Source organism: Streptomyces polyasparticus (assembly GCF_014493765.1).
Lineage (GTDB): Bacteria > Actinomycetota > Actinomycetes > Streptomycetales > Streptomycetaceae > Streptomyces > Streptomyces polyasparticus.
In genome coordinates this window covers 57941-80473 of record NZ_JACTVJ010000001.1, presented here as the reverse complement: position 1 = coordinate 80473, position 22533 = coordinate 57941, and the positions used below count along the sequence as shown (strand labels likewise).

The window sequence follows — 22533 nt, the reverse complement described above, 5'->3', positions numbered from 1 at the left end:
AGGGCCGTACTCAAGTGCTGGGGAAAGAGCGGGAGTTCAGTCCTTGACCGCGCCGGCCGTCACTCCGGCGGCGACATAGCGCTGCGCGAGGACGAGGATGACCGTGGCCGGCAGGGAGGCCACGACGGCGGTGGCCATGATGGCGTTCCACTCCTGGTTGTTGTTGCCGATGTAGTGGTAGATGCCGAGCGTGATGGGCTCGTGGGCGCCGCCGTTGACGAGGGTGCTCGCGAAGACGAAGTCGGACCAGGACCACAGGAACGCGAAGAGCGACACCGTGACGATCGCGTTGCGGCTCATCGGCAGCACGATCGACCAGAAGGTACGGACGACTCCGGCGCCGTCCGTCTTCGCGGCCTGGAGCAGCTCGCCGGGGATCCCGGACATGAAGGCGGTGAAGATCAGCACCGCGAACGGCACGGCGAGGGTGGAGTCGGCGACGATCAGGCCCGGTACGGACTGGAGCAGGCCGAGCTGCAGGTAGATGGCGTAGAAGCCCATCGCCATGATGATGCCGGGGATCATCTGCGCCACCAGGAGCAGGAAGCCGAGCAGGCCGCCGCCGCGCGGGCGGAGCTTGGCGAGCGCGTAGCCGGCCGGGGCGGCGAGGGCGACGGTCAGGACGACCGTGCCGAGTCCGATGACGAAACTCGTTCCCAGGTACGGGAGTTGCTGGTCGAGGACGGTGCGGTAGCCGGAGAGGGTGCCCTCGAAGGGGAACAGGTTCGGCGGGCTCTTGCGCATGTCCTCGGCGCGGGTGAAGGAGACGTTCACCATCCAGTAGACCGGGAAGAGCATGACGGCGGTCAGGAGCAGCCCGACGGCGGTCCTGCCCCAGGACCGTGTGTTCCTGGTGCGCTTGGCGAGTGCGGTCGTCATGACTCTGCCTGCTTTCTCTGCACCCGTACGTAGATCAGGCCGAACACCAGCGCCGCGATCACCAGCAGGTTGCCGACGGCCGCACCCGGGCCGAACGCGGGCACCAGGTTGCCGAAGCCGAGCTGGTAGGACCAGGTGGCGAAGGTCGTGGAGGACTCCGCCGGGCCGCCCTTGGTCATGATCCAGATGATGTCGAAGACCTTGAGCGTGTAGACGAGGCCCAGGAGCAGCGTGATCGCCGAGACCGGGCGCAGGAGCGGGAAGGTGATGCTCCAGAACCGGCGCCAGGGACCCGCCCCGTCGAGTGCGGCGGCCTCGTACAGGCCCGCCGGGATGTTCTGCAGACCGCTGTAGAGGACGACCAGGTTGAACGGGACGCCGATCCAGATGTTCGCGAGGATCACCGCGGTCAGCGACCAGGTCGGGGACGTCAGCCAGTTGACCGGGTCGATGCCGATCGCGTGCAGGGCCGCGTTGACGATGCCGGAGTCGCTGTTGAGCATCCAGGACCAGGTGGACGCCGACACGATCAGCGGCAGCAGCCACGGTACGAGGAACAGGGCGCGCAGCGTCGCCGAGAGCCGGAAGTTCCGGTGGAAGAAGACCGCGAGGGCCAGGCCCATGACGTACTGGAAGACCAGGCAGACCGTGGTGAAGAGGATGGTGTGAAGGAGGGCGGGTGCGAAGGCCGGGTCCTCGAAGACGGTCCGGTAGTTCGCGAGGCCGGTGAAGGGTGCGTCGCCCTGGACGAAGGAGCGGACCGTGTAGTGGCGCAGGCTCAGGTCGATGTTGCGGTAGAGCGGATACGCGTAGAAGAGGACGAGGTAGAGGGCGACGGGCGCGAGGAAGGCCCAGGCGGCGAGCTGCTGCGAGGTGGGCCGCCGTTTCCGTACGGGCTTCGCGGCCCCCCGTGGCCCGGCGGTCCGGTCACGGGGGACATCGAGCGCGGGCCTGGTCAACGGCCCCTGGGTGGTGCTCACTTGGCCGCCGCCTCCTGGGCGGCACTCAGCGCGTCCTTCGGGGACTTGGCGCCGCTGAGCGCGGACTGCACGGCCTTCCACAACTGCTCCGAGATCTTCGGGTACTTGGTGCCCAGATCATCCGTGCGCCCCTTGGCCGCCTTGACCGCGTCGACCCACGGCCCGAGCTTCGCGTTCGCCGCGACCTGCTTGTCCTGGACCTCGGCGGTGGGCGCCACGTAGGAGAGCGTGGTGTCGGTGGCGAGCAGGTTCTGGGTGCTGGTCAGGCAGGTGACCAGCTTCTGGGACGTGGCGTAGCGGCCGGTGTCGCTCTGCACGGGCATCGTGACGAACTCGCCGCCGGTCGGGGCGGCCGCGGTGCCGCCGGATTGGCCGGGGATGGGCAGGACCCCGTACTCGAACGTCGCCTTCTCGGCGCCTGCGAGCTGCCAGGTGCCGTTCTCGGCGAAGGCGTACTGACCGCTCTCGAACTCCTGCCAGCTGGTCGTCTGGGTGTTGTTGAGCACCGAGTTGGGTGCGTATCCCTTCTTGAGCCAGTCCGACCACAAGGTCAGCGCGGCCTCGGACTTCGCCGAGTCGACGGCGGTGAGCTCGGCGCCCGCACCCCAGAACCACGGCAGGAACTGGAAGCTGCCCTCCTCCGTGCCGATCGCGGAGAAGGTGATGCCCTTCTTGCCGGCCTTCTCGGCCTTGTCGAGCGCGGCCGTCAGCGAGGCCCAGTCCTTGACGGAGGCTATGTCGATGCCCGCGTCCTTCAGGACGTCCTTGTTGTAGTAGAGGGCGAGGGTGTTGGCGCCGATCGGGGTGCCGTACGTCTTGCCGCCGGACTGGCCGGCCGCGAGGAGGTTCGGGTCGGTCTTCGAGGTGTCGAGCTTCGTCTCGTCGGTGCTGGTGAGCACGCCCGCCTCGGCGAGCGTGGAGACCACCGGGTTGTCGACGATGAGCACGTCGGGCGAGTTGTCCTGCTGGGCGGCGAGCAGCGACTTGTTGGCCAGATCGCTGGTGTCGAACGCGGTCCGCTTGATCTTCACGCCCGCGTCGCTGCCGCACTTGTCGAGCAGCTTGGCCCAGTCGGAGCCCTTGGCGAACTGCGGGTACGGGTCCCAGATCGTGTACGTACCGCTGTCGCCGCCTCCCGTGTTCGTGCCGCCCGAGCCGGAGCCGCAGGCGGAAGCGGTGGCGGTGAGGGCCAGGGCGGCCAGGACCGCGGTGGTGGGGCGGTGGCGCCGGATGAGGCTGTTCATCGCGGGTTCCTTCGGTTTTGGGCATGCGGGTGCCACGGGCGAGGGAGGAAGGGGATGAAAGAGGGGAAACGGGCCGTGCTGCGGATCTGCGAAGAGGTGCGGCGCTGTCAGGAAGCCGGCGCGGCCGCCGCCGGTCCCGTGCTGCCGCGCAGGGAGATCGGTGGCGTCAGGAGGTGGTGCCGGGCGGATGCCGTGGGCTGGTCGAGGCGTTCCACGAGCAGTTCGACCGCGAGCCGGCCCATCTCGGCCGCCGGTACATCGGCCGCCGTGAGCTGCGGAGTGACCGTCTCCGCCCAGCGGTTGGCGACGACGCCGGTGACGGAGAAGTCGCGCGGCACATGGCGGCCCGCGCGGGCCAGGCCCCGGTAGAGGCCGCCGAGCGCGGCCTCGTTCAGGGTGACGAGGGCGGTGGTGGCCGGGTCGTCGTGGAGGATCCGCTCCACGCATTCCTGGCCGGCCGCGGCATCGTCGCCGCAGCAGTACGTGCGGACGGTGAGCCCGCGTTCGGCGGCGGCCTTGGTGAAGCCGTCGAGGCCACGGTGCGCCGACTCGTAGCCGGCGCGCAGGAGTTGTTCGGGCCGGTTCACGAAGGCGACCCGGCGGTGGCCGAGGTCCGCGAGGTGGTGCACACAGGCGGCGGCGAGCGCGGTGTGGTCGAGGCCCACCCACCAGCGGCCGTCGAGCTGTGCGGTGCGGCCGATGGCGACGGAGGGGAAGTCCAGGTCGGCCAGGTGGTCGGCCCGGTCGTCCTGGAGGCGTATCTCCATCAGGATCGCGCCGTCCACGCGCCGCTCGCCGAGCAGCCGCTGGAAGGAGCGGTCGCTGTCGACGCCGCTCGGCGACAGGAGCACGTCGTAGTCGTATGCGGCCGCGGCCTCCACGACGCTGCCGATGAAGTCGAGCTGCATCCCGGTGTAGTGGTTGCCGGCCGGCGGGAAGACCAGGCCGATGGTGCTTGTCCGGCCGTTGGCGAGGGCGCGGGCGCTCGCGTTGGGCCGGTAGCCGAGCTCGTCGATGACCCGCTGGATCTTGAGCCGGGTGTCGTCCGAGACGGGCCGCTTGCCGCTCAGTGCGTACGAGACGGTGCTCCGCGAGACACCGGCTCGCCGGGCGATCTCACCGATGTTCACGGCGCCTCCTCGGGCGGACTGCTCTGGCTGCTGTTCGGCTCTGCCTGCTGCTCGGCGTACTGCTCGCGCTTCTGGTCGTTCTGCTGCTCGGCGTACTGCGCGCTGCCCGAACCTATTCGACCCCTCGGACACATCGTCGAACCGGTTCGCGTGAAGTGAAGTTAGGGATACCCCGGGCGCCTGTCAACCGTTCCGACCGCACCTCCTCATCCTCGTGCCGAATCGGCAAGTCCCTTGTCGCACAAGGCGAATTACTGCTGTCGGAGTGATTGCTGGTGCACTTTTCGCGGTGCTAGCTTCGCCCAACGCCAGCGAACCGGTTCGACATTGAGGACGCACTCCATGCATTCCGCTGACAGAGCCACCGCCGCCGCCCTCGCCGTGACCCTCGGCGCGGGCCTCCTCTCCGCCCCTGCGTGGACGGCCCACGCGGCCGAAGAGCCCACCCCCGCACCCGCCGCCCGCTACACCTTCGACCAGGACGACCTGGCCTCCGGACAGATCACCGACAGCTCCGGCAACAACCTGACCGCGACCCTGGTGAACGGCGCCACCGCCTCCTCCGTCCCCGGCACCGGCGGCGGCAAGGCCCTCGCCCTGCCCGGCGGTGCGCCCGCCTCGGACGGCGCGTATGTCCGCCTGCCCCGCGAAGTCATCGGCAGCGCAAGCGACTTGACGGTCTCCGCACGCGTGCGGTGGAGCGGCGACAAGGCGCCCTGGCAGCGGCTCTTCGACCTGGGGACCGACACCACGAAGTACCTGTTCGCGACGCCGCACAACGCGGACGGCGTCCTGCAGACCGCGATCACCAAGGGGGGCGGGGAGACCCAGGTGCGCGGCTACGCACCGCTGCCCGCGAACGAGTGGCGCACGGTCACCGTCACCCTCGACACCGCCGCCGCCCGCCTCACCACGTATCTCGACGGGGTCCCGGTCTCCTCCGCGAAGACGGATCTCAAGGCCAAGGACGTGCTCGCCGACACGGCCACTTCGGCCGGCTACATCGGCAAGTCCCTGTGGCCGGACCCGCTGCTCAAGGGCGCCGTCGACGACTTCACGGTCTGGCATGCGGCGCTGAGCGCCGAGCAGGTCGCCGGTACGGTCGAGGCCGTGCCCACCCTCCAGGAGCTGACGCGCACGTCCTTCGAGGTCCGCACCACGACCGGGACCGCCCCCGCACTCCCCGAGGCCGTCCGCGCCACCTTCTCCGACGGCTACGACCGCGATACGCCGGTCACTTGGGACTCCGTACCGCCCGAGCAGTACGCCGCGCCGGGCACGTTCACCGTGGCGGGCAAGGCGGCCGGGCGCGAGGTGAAGGCGGCGGTCACGGTGGTCCGCGAGGGGCAGCTCACCGTCGATCTCGGCTCGGACACCGGCGCGTTCCACGGCGGCGCCTCCGGCACCCTCTACGGCGTGTACGGACCCGACGTGCCGACGAACAACCTGATCGAGGGCATGGGGCTGCGCACGGTCTCGACGAAGGCGCAGGACGGTCCGCAGCATCCGGGCGCCGACGCGCTCGAAGTGGTGAAGCCGCTGGCGGACTCCACCGACGGCGATGTGTACATCTACATGACGGACATCCACCGCGGCTTCCCGTACCAGTGGCCGGGCAGCACCCCGGACGAGAAGCTGAAGCTGTTCCGCGAAAAGGTGGCCGCGCAGGTCGACCAGGTCCTGAAGCTGCCCGAGGAGTACCGGGACAACATCGTCTTCGTGCCGTTCAACGAGCCCGAGGGCAACATGTTCGGCACCGGCGAGTGGAGCTACAACAAGGTCAGCTGGCTGAACGACCCGGACGACTACTTCGCCGCCTGGGACGACTTCCACCGGCTCATCAAGGGCAAGATGCCCGACGCCCGCATAGCGGGCCCCAACACCAGCGTCCTCTACAGCCAGGTGAAGGGCTTCCTCCAGCACGCGCTGACCGCCGGCACCCTGCCCGACGTGGTCACCTGGCACGAGCTGAGCCACCCGGAGGCGGTGCGCGACAGTGTCGCCAAGTACCGGACCTGGGAGAAGGAGCTCTTCGCGGGCACGGACCGCGAGGGGACCCAACTCCCCGTCAATATCAACGAGTACGCGTTCAACTACCACACCTCGGTCCCCGGCCAGATGATCCAGTGGGTCTCCGCGATCGAGGAGTCCAAGGTCGACGCGGACATCGCGTACTGGAACATCGACGGCAATCTCTCCGACTCCGCCGTGCAGGCCAACCGCGGCAACGGCCAGTGGTGGCTGCTGAATGCGTACGCCTCGATGAGCGGGCACACGGTCGCGGTGACCCCGCCGTTCCCGGGCGAGAACTACACCATGCAGGGCGTCGCGACGCTCGACGAGAAGAAGAAGCAGTCCCGGCTGCTCTTCGGCGGTTCGGACGGCAAGGGCCACATCACCTTCTCCGATGTGCCGAAGGAGGTCTTCGGCGAGCGCGTGCACGCCTGGGTGCGGGAGATCGAGTGGAGCGGCCAGCTCGGCGACCACTCCGGACCGAAGCTGCTCGCCGAGCAGAATCTGCAGGTGGGCGCGGACGGCACGGTGGTCGTGTCGTTCGGCTCCTCCGGTGAGGGTGCGCTGCCCGCGCTGAAGGAGTCCTCCTCGTACGAGATCGTCCTCAGCCCGGCGGGACGCGCGAAGTCCGTCCAGACGCCGCCCGTGCGCTGGAACTCCTCGTACGAGGCGGAGAACGCGGCCCACACGGGGACCGGCTGGACGAAGAACGGCCCGGAGGGCTCCCCGCGCGACGTGGCGAAGTTCTACACCTCCGGCGGCTACGACGTGGGCGGGCTTCGCACCGGTTCGGATGTGACGCTCGACTTCACGGTGGACGTGCCCGAGGACGGCACGTACGACCTGAGCGTCTTCGCCAACTCCCTCAACACCTTCGACAAGGTGAAGGAGCAGGGTCCGACGAACGTCTTCCTGCGCGTGGACGGGGACGCCGCCACCGAGCAGGAGCTGCATCTGCCGCTCGGCTACAAGTGGGTGGTGTGGGACCACGCCGACACCAGGGTGAAGCTCACCAAGGGGCGGCACACGCTGACCCTCGCGGCGAGGAGCGCGGACGGCACGCGCGCGACGAAGGGCGACGCGATCGTCGACCGCCTCACGCTCTCCCTGCCGTCCGCATCGGCCGACTCCCAGGTGTACGAGGGTGAGTTGGCGTGGCTCGCGAACGGCGCCCAGGCGGTCTACGACCTGCCGAAGCAGCCGGCCACCGGCTCGGGTGCGGCCCGGGTCGCGCGGAACCAGACCGCCACGTTCTGGGTGTACTCGCCCGCCGACCGCGAGGCGACGCTCAAGGTCGAGACCCTGGCGGGCTCGGGCGCCACGCTCTCCGTCAACGGCCACACGGTGCGGCAGCTCGCGGCGGGCGGGTCGAGCGCGGCGGTCTCGCTGTCCGGGGGCCTCAACAAGGTGACGGTGAAGGGCGGTTCGGTCACGACGCTGGTCGACCGGCTCACGGCCACGGCGACGGAAGGCGCGCTGAGGACCCGTACGTACGAAGCCTCCGAGGCGAAGCTCAGCGGCTCCGCGGCCCTGACCCCGCTCTCGCTGGCCACGGGCGGCACGGCGATCAAGGACATCGGCGGGGCGCCCGGCAACGGCAACACGGCGACCTTCACGGCCACCGCCGACCGCGCCGGCCTGCACGCGGTACGGATCCGCTACGCCAACCCCGAGCAGTCGGAGGCCACCCACTACAACCCGGACCCGCTGGCCCGCCACGCCGACCTGAGCGTGAACGGCGGCGCGGCCAAGCGCATCACCTTCCCGCACAGCTTCCACCGGAACAACTTCTGGGAGCTGACGGTGCCGGTGGAGCTGAAGGCGGGCCCGAACACCCTCACGTTCCGCTCCGAGGAACTGCCCAACTTCGACGGCACGACCTACGCCTCGGACACGTTCCCGGGTGTGCTCCTGCGCTCGCGTTTCGCACCGCTGATCGACCGGCTGACGGTGGCTCCGTTCTCGCAGAACTGAGCCCGCATCCGACACCGGAGCCCGGGTCCCTCGGGGGCCTGGGCTCCGATGGGCTTATCCCCGGCACGTCGGCCACCGAGTGGGCGCGTGCGTGAACGAATCCAGTCGACATCAGAATACGTTCTGAGTACAGTGACGGCATGAGGCTGAGCCAGAGTGAAGCCGTCACCTTCTCGGACCTCTCCCGCAACCCGAAGGCGGTCGCCGAGAAGGCGGCACGGCTCGGACGGCTGCGGATCACCCACCGCGATGCGCACGATTTCTACCTGACGGACGCGGACCGGTCCGACCAGCGCGACCAGTCACTCCTTACGGCATCGCAGGTGTTCATGGCCCTGATGCGGCACGACGCGAGTGCACGGGCTCTGCAGCTCGCCATACCGGATGTGTTCCCATGGGCGCGCCATCTGGCCGACCGTGAAGTCCGGGAGTTCACCGTCGAGTTGGTCGGAGCGCTGTCGGATGCGGCGGAACTCGACCTCGATCGCAATGCCGCCGCCGTCATCGCCGACTGGCGCGCCACAGCCCGCATCAAGGCCGATCCGGACGAGTACCGCGAGGCCAAGGAGCCGACCGAGGGCGACTTCGGGCCGGTGGAGATCACCGAATGACCCCGAAACGACCAGTCCCGCCAACCCCGACCGCCAGCACCGCCTGCGAGGCGATCTCGGCACCCACCAGCACAACGGGCGGCAACTACCCCAGTGGGAATACGAGGTCACCAGCGGTGGCCGGGTTCGCCATGTCGTCGACCTCGACCGCCGCACCGTATGGCTCCTCGGAGCGTCACCGGGACACCCCAAGGACACCGACAGGGGGCGCTGAGGGCACACCCCGGCCCCCTACGGCAGCGAGGCACCCTCGCGCGAGATCGACCGGTACAGACGGTCGAAGTAGAGGCGGAGGCGCGCCGCCATGTCGACCTCGTCCGGGGCCAGGGCCCACTGGAGCTGGTGGCCGTCCATGACCGCGATGAGTTCGTGGACGACGGCTGTGCAGTCGGTGTCCGGGTGGAGTTCGCCCGAGGCCACGGCGGCCTCGAAGGTGTCCGTCAGGCGCGTGGTGACTGTCGCGTAGCGGCGCTTGAAGAAGGCGTGCGCCGGGTGGCCGGGGTCCGAGGCCTCGCCGATCAGGACGTTGAACATGCGGGTGCGGCCGGGGCGGCGGCTGTTGTACGCGACGAGGTCGATCAGACGCAGGAAGCAGTCCGCGGCGGAGTCGAAGTCCTCGGCGAAGGACTGCTCGATGTCGTGCTCCTCGCTGCGTTCGAGGACGGAGACGAGGAGGTCCTCCTTGCTGCGGAAGTGGTGCAGGAGGCCGCCCTGCGTGACCCCGACCTCCTTCGCGATACGGGCCAACGACGAGGCGTGGAAACCCCATTGGGCGAAGTGCTCGACCGCCACGTCGAGGATGCGCCGCCGCCGTTCGTCGCCGACGGCGTAGGGGCCGCGCGCCTTGGCTGCCGCCTTCGGCGCGGCCTTCGTCGCGGCCTTCGTCGCAGGGCGGGGCTGACGGTCGTTGGTCCGGTCCATGTGGATCACCGTAGACCGGGCCGGGCACCTCGATCGGAGTGACCTGTATCACTTTCCGAAAACCTATTGGCCACTCGGGTTTCGTGGTTCTCTGTGCTCGCCCCTAGGGCGCCCCCGCTTTGCGCCGTCGATGTTGACACGTGTCATCACCGGTCTGTCCCCCCACGTGCCCCGTCCCCGTAGAGCCGCCCCTTGAGGAGCCGGACATGAGCACTGCAAACCCCGAAGCCCACCGCACGCCTTCGGCAGCAACGCCCCCGTCGTCCCCGTCACCCGGTGAGTCCCCCGGCGAGACGCCGTTCCGTCAGCACACCGGACGGCTCGGCCCGCTCCTGTGCCTGCTCGCGGTCGGCAACACCGCGATGTTCATGATCTACATGGGCGTCGGCCAGGTGCTGCTCCCCGTACAGGTCGAAGCCCTGAACCCGGCCGACAAGGTCGCCAACCTCGGCTTGGTCTCCGGCATTTCGGCCGTGTTCGCCACGCTCTTCAACCCGCTCGCCGGTCTGCTCTCGGACCGCTCCGGGCGCCGCAACCCCTGGATACTCGGCGGCGGTATCGCCGCACTCGGCGCGCTCGCCCTGCTCGGCGCGGTGCGCAGCATCCTGCTCGTCACCGTCGGCTGGTGCCTGGTGCAGGCGACGATGAACGTCTACCAGGCCGCCATCACCGCCGTCGTCCCCGACCGCGTGCCGATGGAGCGCCGCGGTCTCGCCTCCGCGATGGTCGGGATCGGTACGCCCATCGGCACGATCATCGGTGTCACGGTCGCCTCGGCCTTCGTGCCCGACGACGTCAGGACCGGGTATCTGGTCCTCGGTGCGGTCATCGCCGCCGTGGCCGTGCTCTTCACCTCGCTCGTACGGGAGAAGAAGCTGCCGGCCGTCGTGCCCCAACCGCAGTCGCTGGGGCGGCAGTTGGCCGCGCTGGTGTCCGCGCTGCGGACCCCGGACTTCCGGTGGGCCTTCATCGGACGGTTCCTGATGGTGCTCGGCTACATGGCCGTCATGCTCTACCAGCTGTACGTCCTGCAGGACCACGTCGAGCTGCCCGGCGGACTGTCGCCGGCCGGCGCCCTGGCGATCCTCTCCCCCGTCGGCGCGGTCTGCACGCTCCTGTCGACCGTGGTCGGCGGGGTGCTCTCGGACCGGGTGGGCCGTCGCAAGCCGTTCATCGCGGTCTCCTGTGTGTTCACCTCGATCGGCATGATGATCCCGGTTCTGCTGCCGACCTGGACCGGCATGCTCGTGTTCGCGGTCGTGACCGGGCTTTCCTTCGGCTGCTTCATGGCGGTGGACACCGCCCTGGTCACCCTCGTCCTGCCGAGCGCGGACGACGCCGCCCGTGACATGGGCGTCCTGAACGTGGCCAACGCGGGCCCGCAGATCATCGCCCCCTTCCTGGCCTCCGTGGTCGTCGGCTCGCTCGGCGGTTACCCCGCGCTGTTCGTCGCCGGCGCCGTGATCACCGTTCTCGGGGCCCTGTCGGTCGTCCCGATCCGCGGCGTGCGCTGAGCCCCGAACGCCATGAACCCCTCAACTCAAGGAGCCCCCGCATGAATCGCGCGCTGCGCACCCTCCTCGTCGTCGCCTGCACCACGGGTGCGGTCCTGTCCTCGCTCACGGTGGCCGCCTCGCAGGACGGCACCTCGCGCACGCCCGCATCGGCCAAGCCCTTGGACGGGATGCGGATCCTCGTCTCCAACGACGACTCGATGCAGGCAGCGAAGGCTTCGAACGCCGACGGCCTCGGCCTGTACGAGCTGCGCAAGGCGCTGTGCGACGCGGGCGCCGACGTGGTCGTGATGGCGCCCTGGCAGGTGCAGTCGGGCAAGGGGACCGCCGTCACCAACGGCGGAACCCTGACCCTCGCCAAGCGCATCCAGCTGCCCGCCGGTTACGAGAACGACTGCTCCGGCACCCCCTCGGGCTCCCCCGTCTACGGCATCTGTCTGTCGGCGGTCCCCTGCGGTCCGGACAGCGCGAGCGCCACCCCGTCGGACACCGTGAAGTTCGCCCTGCGTACGGGCCTCGCGGCCAAGGCGGGCTGGCAGGACGGACCCGACCTGGTGGTCACCGGCATCAACTCCGGGCCCAACGTCAGCGCCCAGGTGAACGACTCGGGCACGGTGGGCGCCGCGATCGCCGCCATCGACCAGGGCGTGCCCGCGGTGGCGCTGTCCTCGTCCGGTGATGCCTCGCAGATGCGCTTCCCCGTCGCCAACTACCGTGCGCACGCCCGGTTCGCGGCCGGATTCGTCGCCGGGCTGCGCGCACGCGACCTGTTCACCGACCGGTTCGCGCTGAAGGTCGACTACCCGGACGTCAGCGCCGGGCAGCGGGCCAAGGCCCCCACCTGGACGAAGGTCGGGCACGGGCAGGTCGTGTGGCACGCCTACGAGGCCAAGTCCGGTGGTGACCAGGACAGTTACGACATCGCGATGGGCTTGTGCCCCGGCCGCCCTGGTGACCCGTGCACCGAGACCGTTCCCGACGCCGACTCGACCGCCCTCCTTGAGCGGGGCCACATCACCGTCGCCCCGATCACCGCCGACCGCACGTACGGGGTGCGGACCGACGGGGGCCGCGAACTGCGCCGTATCGAGCAGTACGTCACCCGGTACGCGCCGCGTTCCTGAACCGCCGACCGCGACCGCGACCGCCAACCGCCAACCGCCGCCGACTGTGGAGAACCACATGCCCGACCACACCACCACCTCCCACGTGACCGTCCGCACCCCGCGCGGCCCCGTCCGCGGGGAGCGGCGCGCCACCGGCGTGCGCTTCCTCGGCATTCCGTACGCCCAGCCGCCGGTCGGCGCGCTGCGGTTCGCCGCGCCCGTGCCGCCCGAGCCGTGGACGGAGACCCTGGACGCCACCGCGTACGGGCCGACCGCCCAGCGCAGGCCGTTCGCCGAGGTCACGACGATCCCCGAGCCGACGATCCCCGGCGCGTCCACGCTCAACCTCAACGTGTTCACGCCCGCGCCGTACCCCGGCGCCCAACTGCCGGTCCTGGTCTGGTTCCACGGCGGCGGCTTCGTCGCCGGGTCGGCGGCGAGTCCCTGGTACGACGGGAGCGCGTTCAACCGCGACGGCGTCGTCCTGGTCTCGGTGGGCTACCGGCTCGGGATCGAGGGCTATCTGCACCTGGACGACGCCCCCGACAACCGGGGTGTACGGGACTGGATCGCGGCCCTCGAGTGGGTGCGCGACACGATCTCCCTCTTCGGCGGCGACCCCGCCAAGGTCACCGTGGCCGGGCAGTCGGCGGGCGGCGGCGCGGTGCAGACCCTGCTCGCCACGCCGTCCGCGCAGGGCCTGTTCCGGGCGGCGATCTCGGTGTCGGGGGCGGTGATGCAGCCGCAGGACCGCGCCACCGCCGAAGCCGTGAGCCGGCTGTTCACCTCCCGTACCGGCGTGCCCGCGACCGCCGCGGCGCTGCAGGACGCGAGCGACGCCGAACTGCTGGCGTATCAGGACGCGTTGGGGGCTCCCGGACCCGACCGCGGGGATCTGCCGATGCTCGTCCTCGCGCCGTTCGCCGACGGGGAGCTGATCCCGCGCCCGGTGGCCGAGGAGCTCGCGTTCGGCGACACGGGTGCGGATGTGCCGCTGATGGCGGGGTTCACCTCGCACGAGTTCAACGCGGCGCCCTCCCCGGGCGGCGCGGACGAGGACCCGGCGGCCATGCTCGCGCCCTTCGGTCTCGACGAGCAGCGCGCCCGGCTGTTCGCCGAGTCGCACCCCGCGTACGCGGAGCGGCCGGGGCTCCTGTGGGGCCAGGCGGTCACCGACACCGTGTTCCGCGCGCCCACGCTGGCGATCGCCGATGCGCGGGCCGGCCGCCACCTGCCCACTTGGCTCTACGAGTTCACGCGGACCGCCACCGCTCCGGGCGTCGACGGACTCGCGTACCACTGCACGGACCTGCCCTTCGCCTTCGACCTTCTCGACGCCGAAGGCGTCACCGCGGCGCTCGGCGAGAACCCGCCGCAGCAGCTCGCCGACGCGGTGCACGCGGCCTGGGTCGCCTTCGTCACCGACCTGGACCCGGGCGCGCACTGGCCCCCGTACACGGAGGAGGACCGGGCCACGATGCTCTGGGACGACATCCCGCGCGTGGAGCGCGATCCGCTGCGGGCGGTGCGGGAGGTCTGGGCGGCGCCGGTGCCGCAGCGGTGAACACCGTCGCCGACACGGCACCAACCACCCGTACACAGCAAGGAGTTGACGCATGACCGCCGCCGGCACCACGTCACGCCGCCTCGACATACCCGCCCTGCTCGCCGCGCTCACCCGCGAGGAGAAGGCCGCGCTGCTCGACGGCTCGGACTTCTGGCACACCGAGCCCGTCGAACGGCTCGGCATCCCGTCCGTGATGCTCTCGGACGGGCCGCACGGTCTGCGCAAGCAGCCCGAGGACGGCGACCATCTCGGCCTTCTGCACAGCGTGCCCGCCACCTGCTTCCCGCCCGCCGCGGGCCTCGCGTCCAGCTGGGACACCGCCCTGCTCACGCGGGTCGGCGAGGCGCTCGGCCGTGAGGCGCGCGCCGAGCGGGTGTCGGTGCTGCTCGGACCCGGCGTGAACATGAAGCGCTCGCCGCTGTGCGGCCGAAATTTCGAGTACTTCTCGGAGGACCCCTACCTCGCGGGCGAGTTGGGCGCCGCCTGGGTCGAGGGCGTGCAGAGCCAGGGCGTCGGTGCCTCGCTCAAGCACTATGTAGCCAACAATCAGGAGACCGACCGGATGACGGTCTCCGCCGAGATCGACGAGCGCACCCTGCGCGAGATCTATCTGCCGGCCTTCGAGGCCGTGGTCACCAAGGCGCAGCCGTGGACCGTGATGTCCTCGTACAACAAGGTCAACGGCAGGTACGTGGCCGAGAGCCGCGAGCTGCTCACGGAGATCCTGCGCGACGGCTGGGGCTTCGAGGGCCTGGTCGTCTCCGACTGGGGCGGGATCGAGGACCGTCCCGCGAGCCTCGCCGCGGGCGCCGATCTGGAGATGCCGTCCTCCGGCGGTACGGGCGCCCGCGCGCTCCTCGACGCCCTGGACGACGGGCGGCTGACCGAGGCGGACCTCGACCGGGCGGTCACCCGGCTGCTCACCCTCGTCGACCGCGCGCTGCCCGCTCTCGACGAGGCGCCGGCCGGCTTCGACGCCGACGCGCACCACGCGCTCGCCCGCGAGGCGGCCGCCGCGAGCGCCGTGCTCCTGAAGAACGAGGACGGGCTGCTGCCGCTCGACCCCGACGCCGGGGGTTCGCTGGCCGTCATCGGCGAGTTCGCCCGCACGCCCCGCTTCCAGGGCGCGGGCTCCTCACAGGTCAATCCGACCCGGGTCGACACCGCCCTGGACGCGCTGCGGGCCGCGCTCGACGGCCGGCGCGAGGTCACCTTCTCGCCGGGCTATGTGATCGAGTCCGAGCAGGCCGACCCCGAGCTCGTGGACGAGGCCTTCAGGGCTGCGGCGAAGGCCGAGGTCGCCGTGGTGTTCCTCGGGCTGCCCGCCTCGTACGAGTCCGAGGGATTCGACCGTACGCACATGGAACTGCCCGCCCATCAGGTCGAGTTGCTGCACGCGGTCACCACCGCCAATCCTCGTACGGTCGTCGTTCTGTCCAATGGCTCCGCGGTCACCCTCGCGCCCTGGCAGGACCGCGTCCCCGCCGTGCTCGAGACCTGGCTGCTCGGGCAGGGCGGCGGTGCGGCCTGCGCGGATCTCCTGCTCGGCACGGCCAACCCGTCGGGCAGGCTCGCGGAGACGCTGCCCCTGCGGTACGAGGACACCCCGGCGTTCGGCGCGTTCCCCGGCGAGTTCGGCCGCGTCCGGTACGCGGAGGGGCTGCTCATCGGCTACCGCTGGTACGACACGCGGCGGGCGGCGGTCGCCTACCCGTTCGGGCACGGCCTGTCCTACACCACGTACGACTACAGCGACCTGGTGACCACGGTGAAGGCCGACGGCGACGATCCGCTGGTCGAGGTCAGCGTGCGGGTGACCAACACCGGGGAGCGGGCCGGCAGCGAGACGGTCCAGCTGTACGTGACCGATCCGGAGGCGTCCGTACAGCGTCCGGAGCAGGAACTGCGGGCGTTCGCGCGGGTGTTCCTCGCGCCGGGCGAAAGCGAGCGGGTCACGCTGACGCTGACGCGGCGGGCCTTCGCGTACTGGCACGAGGGCGCGGGCCGCTGGACGGTCGAGGGCGGCACGTTCGGGCTCCGGGTCGGCGCGTCCTCGCGCGACATCCGCCTGGAGACCTCGGTCGAGCTCGCCGGGGACGGCTTCGTGGCGCCGCTTGCCGCCGCATCGACGGCCGAGCAGTGGCTCGGGCATCCGGCGGCCGGTCCCTGGCTGCGCGAGGCGCTCGGCACGGAGGGCTTCGCGGGCATCATGTTCGACCCGCACAACGGGGCCATGATGCGGGCGATCCCGCTCAGCCGCCTGGTCCGCTTCCCGGGGTTCCCGGTGGACGCCGAGCAGGTCGCGGTGGCGGTGGAGAAGTACGCGGGCAGCTGACCCCCGGCCCCCGTTGGTCCGGCACCTCGCACGGGGGGCAAGGTGCCGGACCATCGGTCGCTTACTGCGGTCCGGAGAACTTGCGGACCAGCGCCGGCACCGCGTGGGCCGGGTCCAGGCGGTAGCTGTAGAACGAGCGCGGGTCGAAGGCCTCGCCCCACTCGTCGTGACGGCCGGTGGCGTCCTTCAGGACCGAGCCGCGTTCCACCAACTCGGCGGTGGCGTCCGCCTGGTAGGGGTGCTGCACGCCGTCGTAGTAGCTGTTCTCGATCACCATCTTGGTGCTGCCGCGGGCCCAGTTCCCGTACGTCCACAGCGGGTCGCCGTCGTCGACCTGGGCGGACAGGTAGTTGTTGTAGAGATGCGCGTATGCGCAGTTGTCGGCCGAAGGGTTGCGCTGCTTCGTGCCGAGGAACCAGTTGTGGTCGATCGTGATCCGGGTCTGCGTGTTCTTCGTCCAGCCGATGCCGAGCGCCTTGTTGTGGTTCTCGAAGCGGTTGTACGACACGGTGATGTAGTCGCTGTCCTTGCGGATGTCGAGCAGCCCGTCGCCCATGTGCGTCAGGCGGTTGTGGTCGATCCACACGTGGTGCACCGAGTCCATCTGGATCGCGTCGAAGTCAGTGGTCTTGCCGTCCCAGTCGCCCTCGACGTACGAGTCGCGGATGGTGAGGTTGCGAATGATGACGTTGTTCGTGCCGGGGTTGAGGTGCAGCTCTCCGTGCACGATCTCGCCCGAAGTGCCCACGCCGATCAGAGTCTTGTCCGAGGCCACCACGATGTCCGAGCCGAAGGGCGCCACCTCGATCGCGCCCTCGATCCGGATGACGTACGGCTCCGGGGCGGCCGCGTACCTGGCCAGGTCGGCCTGCGTGCGGACGGTGACGGTCTCGCCCGCCGCGCCGCCTGTCGTGCCGCCGCCCAGGGAGGCGAAGCCGTGAGGGCGGTCGGCGAGGTGGGGGCTGTCGTGTGTGGTGAGTGCGGCGGTGGTGGCGGTGGCATCGGCTGCGCGCAGGCTCAGGCGTCCCGCGCCCGCCCCGCGCGCCACGTCCTTGGCCGCCTCGCCCGCGCTGTCGATCCGGCCGTGCAGCTCGGGCGTCCAGCCGACATCCGCCACCAGGTCGCGCTCGCTCCCCGAGTTGTACGAGTTGTAGATGGCGAGCAGATCGACCGGGAAGCCGTTGAACTCGTTGCCGCGCTGGCTCAGGGCCGTGCCGTTCCAGCTCTTCACCAGGTCCGCGACCTCGATGTGGGCGGGCGCCGTGAACGCGTTGTTCTCGGCGACGATCCGCGACTCCGTGCTCACTCCGATCGAGTAGCGGTAGTGGCCGTCACCGGGGATGTCGTAGCGGTTGTTGTAGAGGTGCACCTGGCCGAAGCGCACGCGCGGTGCACGCTGCACCACCGACTTGAAGCGGTTGTGGTGGAGGGTGACGCGCAGTTTGCCGCGGTCGGTGGTGACGTTGTCGCCGTTGCCGATCAGCATCGCCTTGTCGTGCTCGTCGAACTCGCTCCAGGAGACGGTCACCAGGTCGGAGCCGTTGGTGATGTCGAGCAGTCCGTCGTGGCGCAGGAACGGGCGGGCGAAGTGCACCGGCTCGCCCGCGTCGGGGCGGTCGCCGTCGCTCGCCGTGACGTGGTCGACCCAGACATGGCGCGCGCCGCGCAGCCAGATGGTGTCGTACGCGGACTTCCAGTCGCCGAGGCCGCCGGAGTTGGGCTGCCAGGCGGGGAAGCAGTCGTAGGCGTCGCGTACTTCGAGGTTGCGGATGATCACGTTCTCCGCGTTCTCGACCTGGAGACTGCCGCCTTCGAGGACGGCGCGCGTGCCCTCGCCGACGATCGTGGTGTTGGAGCCGACGGCGAGCTCGACGCGTTCGGCCTGGCGGGCGGCGGAGGCGGCGCGGGCCTCCTCCTGCGGCCCCGAGGGCTTGGCGGCGCCCCAGGTGCGCGGGTCGTACGCCTTCAGATAGGCGTCGAGGTCGTAGCCGCCGGTCACGTAGTCCGCGCAGTCGAGCCGGCGGCCGCGGTCGTCGGTGTTGGCGTCGACGGTGCCCGCAATCTTGATGATCTTCGGGGTGTCGCTGCCGCCGTCCAGGGCGCGCACCAGCTCGGCGCGGTTGCGGACGGTGAAGACATGCGCGGCGTCCGCGGCGGTACCGCCCGTGGTGCCGCCGTCCGCGCTCGCCCAGCCGTCCCCTGCGGGCAGGACCTCACGGCCCAGGTCGCGGGCGGCGGACTGCGCCGCGCTCGCGGCGGCCGGACTCGGGGCGGCGGGTTCCGGTGCCTGCCTGCCGTCGGCCTGCACGGCCCCCGAAGCGACCAGCACAGCACTCAGCGCAAGCACCGAAACCTTCCACGCTGCTCTCATGCGTCGACCTCACCTCTCCGGATCGGATATCGCGTCTCGTATATGAGATATGGCGAAGGACGCGACGAAGCTAGGCCGGGCGCAGGTATTCGTCAACGGATCTGACAAACTCAGTTGCCTTGGGAGGCAAGGGAGTTCACCAGGATTGGACGCTCACCATGTCTTGCCCGCCTGCTCGCGGATCGTGTGGTTGATGCGGTTGAAGAAGTTGGTCAGGGCGATCTCCAGGATCAGCGAGCCGAGCTGCTCCTCGGTGAAGTGGTCCGCGGCCGCGTCCCAGATCTCGTCCGTCACTCCGGGCGCGCCGTCCTGGATACGGGTGGCGGCCTCGGTGAGCGCGAGCGCGGCCCGCTCCTCGTCGGTGAAGAAGGGCGTCTCGCGCCAGGTGCCCGCGGTGTGCAGCCGCTCGTCGGTCTCGCCCGCCTGCTTCGCCGCGGTGACCGAGGCGTGGACGCAGGGTGCGCAGCCGTTGATCTGGCTGGCGCGCAGGTGCACCAGGCTCAGTACCTTCGGGTCCACTCCCCCTGCCGCTATGGCTTTGTACAGGTGCTTGACCGCGGTGGTCACGTCGGGGTTCGGGGTGCTCTTGATACGTGCTTCCATCGTGATGCTCCTCATTCGTTACCCGGACCCGTTCGGGCCCGTCATCCCCCATGACGGAGCAGTTCCGAGGAAGGTAACGACATGACCGAACCCCGCCCGGCCGAGCCCGTGGCCCAGGCCTTCGAGGCCGAGCGCGGCAGGCTGCACGCGGTGGCCCACCGGATGCTCGGCTCGCACGCGGACGCCGAGGACGTGGTGCAGGAGGCCTGGCTGCGGCTCGCGCGGCAGGACCCGGCGGCCATCGACAACCTGGGCGGCTGGCTGACGACGGTCGTCGGCCGGCTCAGCCTCGACGCGCTGCGCTCGCGCAGGACCCGCCCCCAGCCCGTGTACGACGACCAGCTGCCGGAGCTCGTGGTGACTCTCGACGCCGACCCCGTCCCCGCTCCCGAGGAGACGGCGGCGCTCGCCGACTCGGTCGGGGCCGCGCTGCTCGTCGTACTGGAGTCGCTCGGGCCGAACGAGCGGCTCGCGTTCGTGCTGCACGACCTGTTCGCGGTGCCGTTCGACGAGATCGGCCGGATCCTCGGCAGGTCGACCGCGGCCGCGAAGATGACGGCCAGCCGGGCCCGGCGCAAGGTGCAGGCGGCCGAGCGGCCGCAGCCGGGGCCCGAACAGCGGGCCGTGGTGCGGGCGTTCCTGAAGGCCGCGCGCGGCGGGGACTTCGACGAGCTGCTCCGGGTGCTCGACCCCGAGGTCCGGCTGAGCGTGGACACCGCGGAGGGCGAGGTCGTGGTGCTCGGTGCGACCAAGGTCGCGGCCAGTGCGCGGTTCGGGGCGGGAGAGGCGGCGCTCGGTCGTACCGCCGTGGTCAACGGGCGTCCGGGACTTGTCAGTTGGGGCGTGGACGGCAAGGTGGCTTCGGTGCTCTCCTTCTCCGTCGCGGACGGCCGGATCATCGGGATCAGTGTGGTGAACGACCCGGTGAGGCTGGCGGAGCTGGATCTGCCGATGCCGGAGTAGGGCCAGGGGAAGGTGCAGCCGTCCGCAGGCGGAGCAGGACCGTCCCGATGACCTGGTCCTCGGGGCAGTAGCCCCACTGCTTTGAATCCATCGACCCGGGCCGCTCGCCGAGCAGCACGAGCATGCGCGGCGGTACGCGGGGGCCCGGGCAGCGGTGGGCCCAGTCGGGCACGGGCTCTCCGGCCACGGCCACGATGTTCTTCACGTACCAGGACGCGGGCGCCTCACCGGCAGGCGGCTGCCAGCCGTGCTCCGGGTGGGGCGCGGTGACGACGGCCATCCGGCCGGAGGCAATCCGGCGCAGGCCGCGCAGCATCAGGATGCGGTCGCCCGGCATCAGCGTGGGCGCCATGCTGTAGCCGCGTACGGTCACGGCCACCAGGCGGCCGCGGAGGAGCAGCAGGGCGAGCAGGGGCAGGCCCACCAGGGACAGGAGCAGCGCGGCGGTCACCTGACGGTCTCCTCGTACCCCTCGGCCTGTGTCGTGAAGAGCTCGGCGTACGCTCCGTCGAGTGCCATCAACTCCTCGTGGCTGCCGCGCTCTTGTACGGTGCCGTCGGCGATGACCACGATCAGGTCGGCGGCGCGTGCGGTGCCCATCCGGTGGGAGACGAGGATGCTCGTCGCGCCCTGGCGCAGGGTGGTCAGGCGGTCGTGGACATGGCGTTCGGCCACCGCGTCCAGGCCGGTGCCGGGCTCGTCGAGGATCATCAGGTCCCGTCCGGAGCGCATCAGGGCGCGGGCGAGCGCGAGCCGCTGCCACTGTCCGCCCGACAACTGCACGCCCGTGGCGCTCTCTTCGGTGTCGTCGGGGAAGAACATCCGGCTGAGCATCGTGTCGTACCCCTGCGGGAGGCGGGCGAGCGCGGTGTGGATGTCCGCATCCGTGGCGGCCGCGCGCAGACGTTCCTGGTCGTGCAGCGCGTCGAGATCGCCGAGGCCGATGTTCTCGCCGGCCGTGAGGTCGTACTCCATGGGATCCTGGAAGACCACGCTGATACGGCGGCGCAGCTCCTCGGCGGACAGCACCCTGAGGTCGGTGCCGTCCCAACTGATGCTGCCGCGCTGGGGGTCGTAGAGGCGGCAGAGGAGTTTCACCAGGGTGCTCTTGCCGGCCCCGTTGAGCCCGACGACGGCCAGGCTGGTGCCGTACGGGATGGTGAGGTCGAGGCCGCGCAGGATCCAGGGCCCGTCGTCGGTGTAGCGGAACCAGACGTCGCGCAGTTCGATGCCGCGGCGCAGGGCCGGCACCGCGACGGGGGCCACCGGTGCGGGCAGGTCGTCCGTCACCTGTGTCACGTACAGGAAGTGGTCGAAGAGCAGCGCCGTCTGGTGGCTCTGGGCGATGCACCCGACCAGGCTGATCAGCGAGGTCTGCACCCCGGCGAGCGCGGCCACGAGCAGCGATACGTCACCGGCGCTCAGGGCATGCGTCGCGGCCTGGTGCACACCCCAGACGAGCGCCCCGGTGGACACGGCGGCGCCGAGCACGGCGAGTGCGCTCTCGTGGCGGACGAGGCGGCGGTCGAGCCGCTCCTCCTGGCCGTTGATGCCGTCGAGGTCTTCGCGCAGACGCCGCGCGAAGTAGGGGCCGAGGCCGTAGAGGCGGATCTCCTTCGCGGCCTGGGAGTCGGTGAGCAGGCCCCGGTAGAAGATCTGGCGGCGGGCGAGGTTGCTGGTGCGCCAGAACAGGTCGGCGCGATGGCGGCTGTTGGCCAGCTGGGCGAAGAGGGCGGGGACTGCGGCAGCCACCACGATCAGGGTGAGCACCGGGCTGATGAGCAGCAGGCTGCCGAGGAAGCCCGTCATGGTGAGGAGTCCCTGGGCGCCCTGGAGTGCCGCGCCGACGAGGCGTTCGGCGCCCTGTGCGCTCTGGATGGCGAGCTGGAGGCGGTCGTGGAAGGCGGGCTGTTCCAGCCGGGACAGGCCGCTGAGCCGGTTCACCGCTTCGAGCAGTTCGCTCTGGGCGCGGGTGCCAGTGGCGCGCCGGATCCGGCCGTCGGCGTACGAGGAGACGGCCGCGCCGGCCGCGAGCGCCACCGTGAGCAGGCCGATACCGGCGGCGGCCCAGGTGAGGTCGGCGACGCGGAAGTCCCCCGAAGTGAGGCCGTCCACCACGTACTTGAGGAGCCAGGACGCGGCGATGGGGGCCGCGCCCGCGACGACGACGGTGGCCACGCGGGTGGCGAGCGCGCCGGGGCAGGCGCGCAGGGCGAGGGCGAAGGCGGCGGTGAGTCCGCGCAGGAGGTCGCTGCGGCGCGGGGCGCTCTCGCTTCCGTCCGGTCCGGGTCCCGTCGGCTTCGGCTTCGTGCTCATCCGGCG

Annotated in this window: 17 protein-coding genes; 7 read left to right on the top strand and 10 right to left on the bottom strand. The window is 70.7% G+C overall.

What is annotated here, in order from left to right:
- Positions 1-36: 36 nt before the first annotated feature.
- The 5 genes from H9Y04_RS00315 to H9Y04_RS00295 form a co-directional block, all read right to left on the bottom strand.
- Complete coding sequence (locus H9Y04_RS00315) at positions 37-879, bottom strand: carbohydrate ABC transporter permease (RefSeq protein ID WP_187811554.1); 843 nt, start codon at positions 877-879, stop codon at positions 37-39.
- On the bottom strand, positions 876-1859 hold the full coding sequence (locus tag H9Y04_RS00310) for a carbohydrate ABC transporter permease (protein WP_438818049.1): 984 nt from the start codon (positions 1857-1859) through the stop codon (positions 876-878). Before H9Y04_RS00310 ends, H9Y04_RS00315 begins: the two co-directional genes overlap by 4 nt.
- Complete coding sequence (locus H9Y04_RS00305; protein WP_187811553.1) at positions 1856-3103, bottom strand: sugar ABC transporter substrate-binding protein; 1248 nt, start codon at positions 3101-3103, stop codon at positions 1856-1858. The genes H9Y04_RS00310 and H9Y04_RS00305 overlap by 4 nt, the downstream gene beginning before the upstream one ends.
- A gap of 107 nt (positions 3104-3210) precedes the next feature.
- The gene (locus tag H9Y04_RS00300; protein ID WP_187811552.1) at positions 3211-4233 is read right to left on the bottom strand and encodes a LacI family DNA-binding transcriptional regulator; all 1023 of its coding nucleotides are present in this window, start codon (positions 4231-4233) and stop codon (positions 3211-3213) included.
- Positions 4230-4367, bottom strand: coding sequence for a hypothetical protein (locus H9Y04_RS00295; protein WP_187811551.1), 138 nt, complete (start codon positions 4365-4367; stop codon positions 4230-4232). Before H9Y04_RS00295 ends, H9Y04_RS00300 begins: the two co-directional genes overlap by 4 nt.
- 208 nt (positions 4368-4575) lie before the next feature.
- On the opposite strand from H9Y04_RS00295, the gene H9Y04_RS00290 reads away from it, so the two are divergent.
- Together H9Y04_RS00290 and H9Y04_RS00285 are read left to right on the top strand one after the other, a co-directional pair.
- Positions 4576-8220: a LamG-like jellyroll fold domain-containing protein gene (locus tag H9Y04_RS00290; RefSeq protein ID WP_187811550.1), complete on the top strand. Its 3645-nt coding sequence runs from the start codon at positions 4576-4578 to the stop codon at positions 8218-8220.
- Between the two features lie 140 nt (positions 8221-8360).
- Positions 8361-8831 carry a hypothetical protein gene (locus H9Y04_RS00285; RefSeq protein ID WP_187811549.1) on the top strand — a complete coding sequence of 157 codons (471 nt, stop codon included), beginning with the start codon at positions 8361-8363 and terminating at the stop codon, positions 8829-8831.
- Between the two features lie 231 nt (positions 8832-9062).
- On the opposite strand, the gene H9Y04_RS00280 is transcribed toward H9Y04_RS00285, so the two are convergent.
- Positions 9063-9752 carry a TetR/AcrR family transcriptional regulator gene (locus tag H9Y04_RS00280; protein WP_187811548.1) on the bottom strand — a complete coding sequence of 230 codons (690 nt, stop codon included), beginning with the start codon at positions 9750-9752 and terminating at the stop codon, positions 9063-9065.
- A gap of 206 nt (positions 9753-9958) precedes the next feature.
- Between H9Y04_RS00280 and H9Y04_RS00275 the strand changes: the two genes are divergently transcribed.
- The 4 genes from H9Y04_RS00275 to H9Y04_RS00260 are packed head-to-tail and all read left to right on the top strand — an operon-like array spanning position 9959 to position 16274.
- Entirely contained in the window at positions 9959-11266 is a 1308-nt protein-coding gene (locus H9Y04_RS00275; RefSeq protein ID WP_187811547.1) for an MFS transporter, read from the top strand.
- Between the two features lie 41 nt (positions 11267-11307).
- Positions 11308-12390, top strand: a complete 1083-nt coding sequence (gene surE / locus H9Y04_RS00270) for a 5'/3'-nucleotidase SurE (protein ID WP_187811546.1) — start codon at positions 11308-11310, stop codon at positions 12388-12390.
- Positions 12391-12448: 58 nt separating this feature from the next.
- On the top strand, positions 12449-13936 hold the full coding sequence (locus H9Y04_RS00265) for a carboxylesterase/lipase family protein (RefSeq protein ID WP_187811545.1): 1488 nt from the start codon (positions 12449-12451) through the stop codon (positions 13934-13936).
- 52 nt (positions 13937-13988) lie between these two features.
- Positions 13989-16274 carry a glycoside hydrolase family 3 C-terminal domain-containing protein gene (locus H9Y04_RS00260; protein ID WP_187811544.1) on the top strand — a complete coding sequence of 762 codons (2286 nt, stop codon included), beginning with the start codon at positions 13989-13991 and terminating at the stop codon, positions 16272-16274.
- A gap of 61 nt (positions 16275-16335) precedes the next feature.
- On the opposite strand, the gene H9Y04_RS46485 is transcribed toward H9Y04_RS00260, so the two are convergent.
- A complete protein-coding gene (locus tag H9Y04_RS46485; protein WP_236070483.1) occupies positions 16336-18645 on the bottom strand; it encodes a pectate lyase family protein in 2310 nt (769 codons plus the stop codon).
- 153 nt (positions 18646-18798) lie between these two features.
- The gene (locus H9Y04_RS00250; RefSeq protein WP_187811543.1) at positions 18799-19248 is read right to left on the bottom strand and encodes a carboxymuconolactone decarboxylase family protein; all 450 of its coding nucleotides are present in this window, start codon (positions 19246-19248) and stop codon (positions 18799-18801) included.
- Positions 19249-19329: 81 nt separating this feature from the next.
- On the opposite strand from H9Y04_RS00250, the gene H9Y04_RS00245 reads away from it, so the two are divergent.
- Positions 19330-20211 (top strand): sigma-70 family RNA polymerase sigma factor, encoded by an 882-nt coding sequence (locus H9Y04_RS00245; RefSeq protein WP_187811542.1) that lies wholly within the window; start codon positions 19330-19332, stop codon positions 20209-20211.
- Here H9Y04_RS00245 and H9Y04_RS00240 read toward each other — a convergent pair.
- Positions 20153-20662, bottom strand: coding sequence for a S26 family signal peptidase (locus H9Y04_RS00240; RefSeq protein WP_187811541.1), 510 nt, complete (start codon positions 20660-20662; stop codon positions 20153-20155). The genes H9Y04_RS00245 and H9Y04_RS00240 overlap by 59 nt on opposite strands.
- Positions 20659-22527, bottom strand: a complete 1869-nt coding sequence (locus tag H9Y04_RS00235) for an ABC transporter ATP-binding protein (protein WP_187811540.1) — start codon at positions 22525-22527, stop codon at positions 20659-20661. Before H9Y04_RS00235 ends, H9Y04_RS00240 begins: the two co-directional genes overlap by 4 nt.
- Positions 22528-22533: the final 6 nt, after the last annotated feature.

What these genes read in the sequence shown, in the direction of transcription:
- H9Y04_RS00315 (WP_187811554.1), bottom strand. Translation starts at nt 879, where the DNA reads ATGACGACCGCACTCGCCAAGCGCACCAGGAACACACGGTCCTGGGGC.
- H9Y04_RS00305 (WP_187811553.1), bottom strand. Translation starts at nt 3,103, where the DNA reads ATGAACAGCCTCATCCGGCGCCACCGCCCCACCACCGCGGTCCTGGCC.
- H9Y04_RS00295 (WP_187811551.1), bottom strand. Translation starts at nt 4,367, where the DNA reads ATGTGTCCGAGGGGTCGAATAGGTTCGGGCAGCGCGCAGTACGCCGAG.
- H9Y04_RS00290 (WP_187811550.1), top strand. Translation starts at nt 4,576, where the DNA reads ATGCATTCCGCTGACAGAGCCACCGCCGCCGCCCTCGCCGTGACCCTC.
- H9Y04_RS00285 (WP_187811549.1), top strand. Translation starts at nt 8,361, where the DNA reads ATGAGGCTGAGCCAGAGTGAAGCCGTCACCTTCTCGGACCTCTCCCGC.
- H9Y04_RS00280 (WP_187811548.1), bottom strand. Translation starts at nt 9,752, where the DNA reads ATGGACCGGACCAACGACCGTCAGCCCCGCCCTGCGACGAAGGCCGCG.
- H9Y04_RS00275 (WP_187811547.1), top strand. Translation starts at nt 9,959, where the DNA reads ATGAGCACTGCAAACCCCGAAGCCCACCGCACGCCTTCGGCAGCAACG.
- surE (WP_187811546.1), top strand. Translation starts at nt 11,308, where the DNA reads ATGAATCGCGCGCTGCGCACCCTCCTCGTCGTCGCCTGCACCACGGGT.
- H9Y04_RS00265 (WP_187811545.1), top strand. Translation starts at nt 12,449, where the DNA reads ATGCCCGACCACACCACCACCTCCCACGTGACCGTCCGCACCCCGCGC.
- H9Y04_RS00260 (WP_187811544.1), top strand. Translation starts at nt 13,989, where the DNA reads ATGACCGCCGCCGGCACCACGTCACGCCGCCTCGACATACCCGCCCTG.
- H9Y04_RS46485 (WP_236070483.1), bottom strand. Translation starts at nt 18,645, where the DNA reads ATGAGAGCAGCGTGGAAGGTTTCGGTGCTTGCGCTGAGTGCTGTGCTG.
- H9Y04_RS00250 (WP_187811543.1), bottom strand. Translation starts at nt 19,248, where the DNA reads ATGGAAGCACGTATCAAGAGCACCCCGAACCCCGACGTGACCACCGCG.
- H9Y04_RS00245 (WP_187811542.1), top strand. Translation starts at nt 19,330, where the DNA reads ATGACCGAACCCCGCCCGGCCGAGCCCGTGGCCCAGGCCTTCGAGGCC.
- H9Y04_RS00235 (WP_187811540.1), bottom strand. Translation starts at nt 22,527, where the DNA reads ATGAGCACGAAGCCGAAGCCGACGGGACCCGGACCGGACGGAAGCGAG.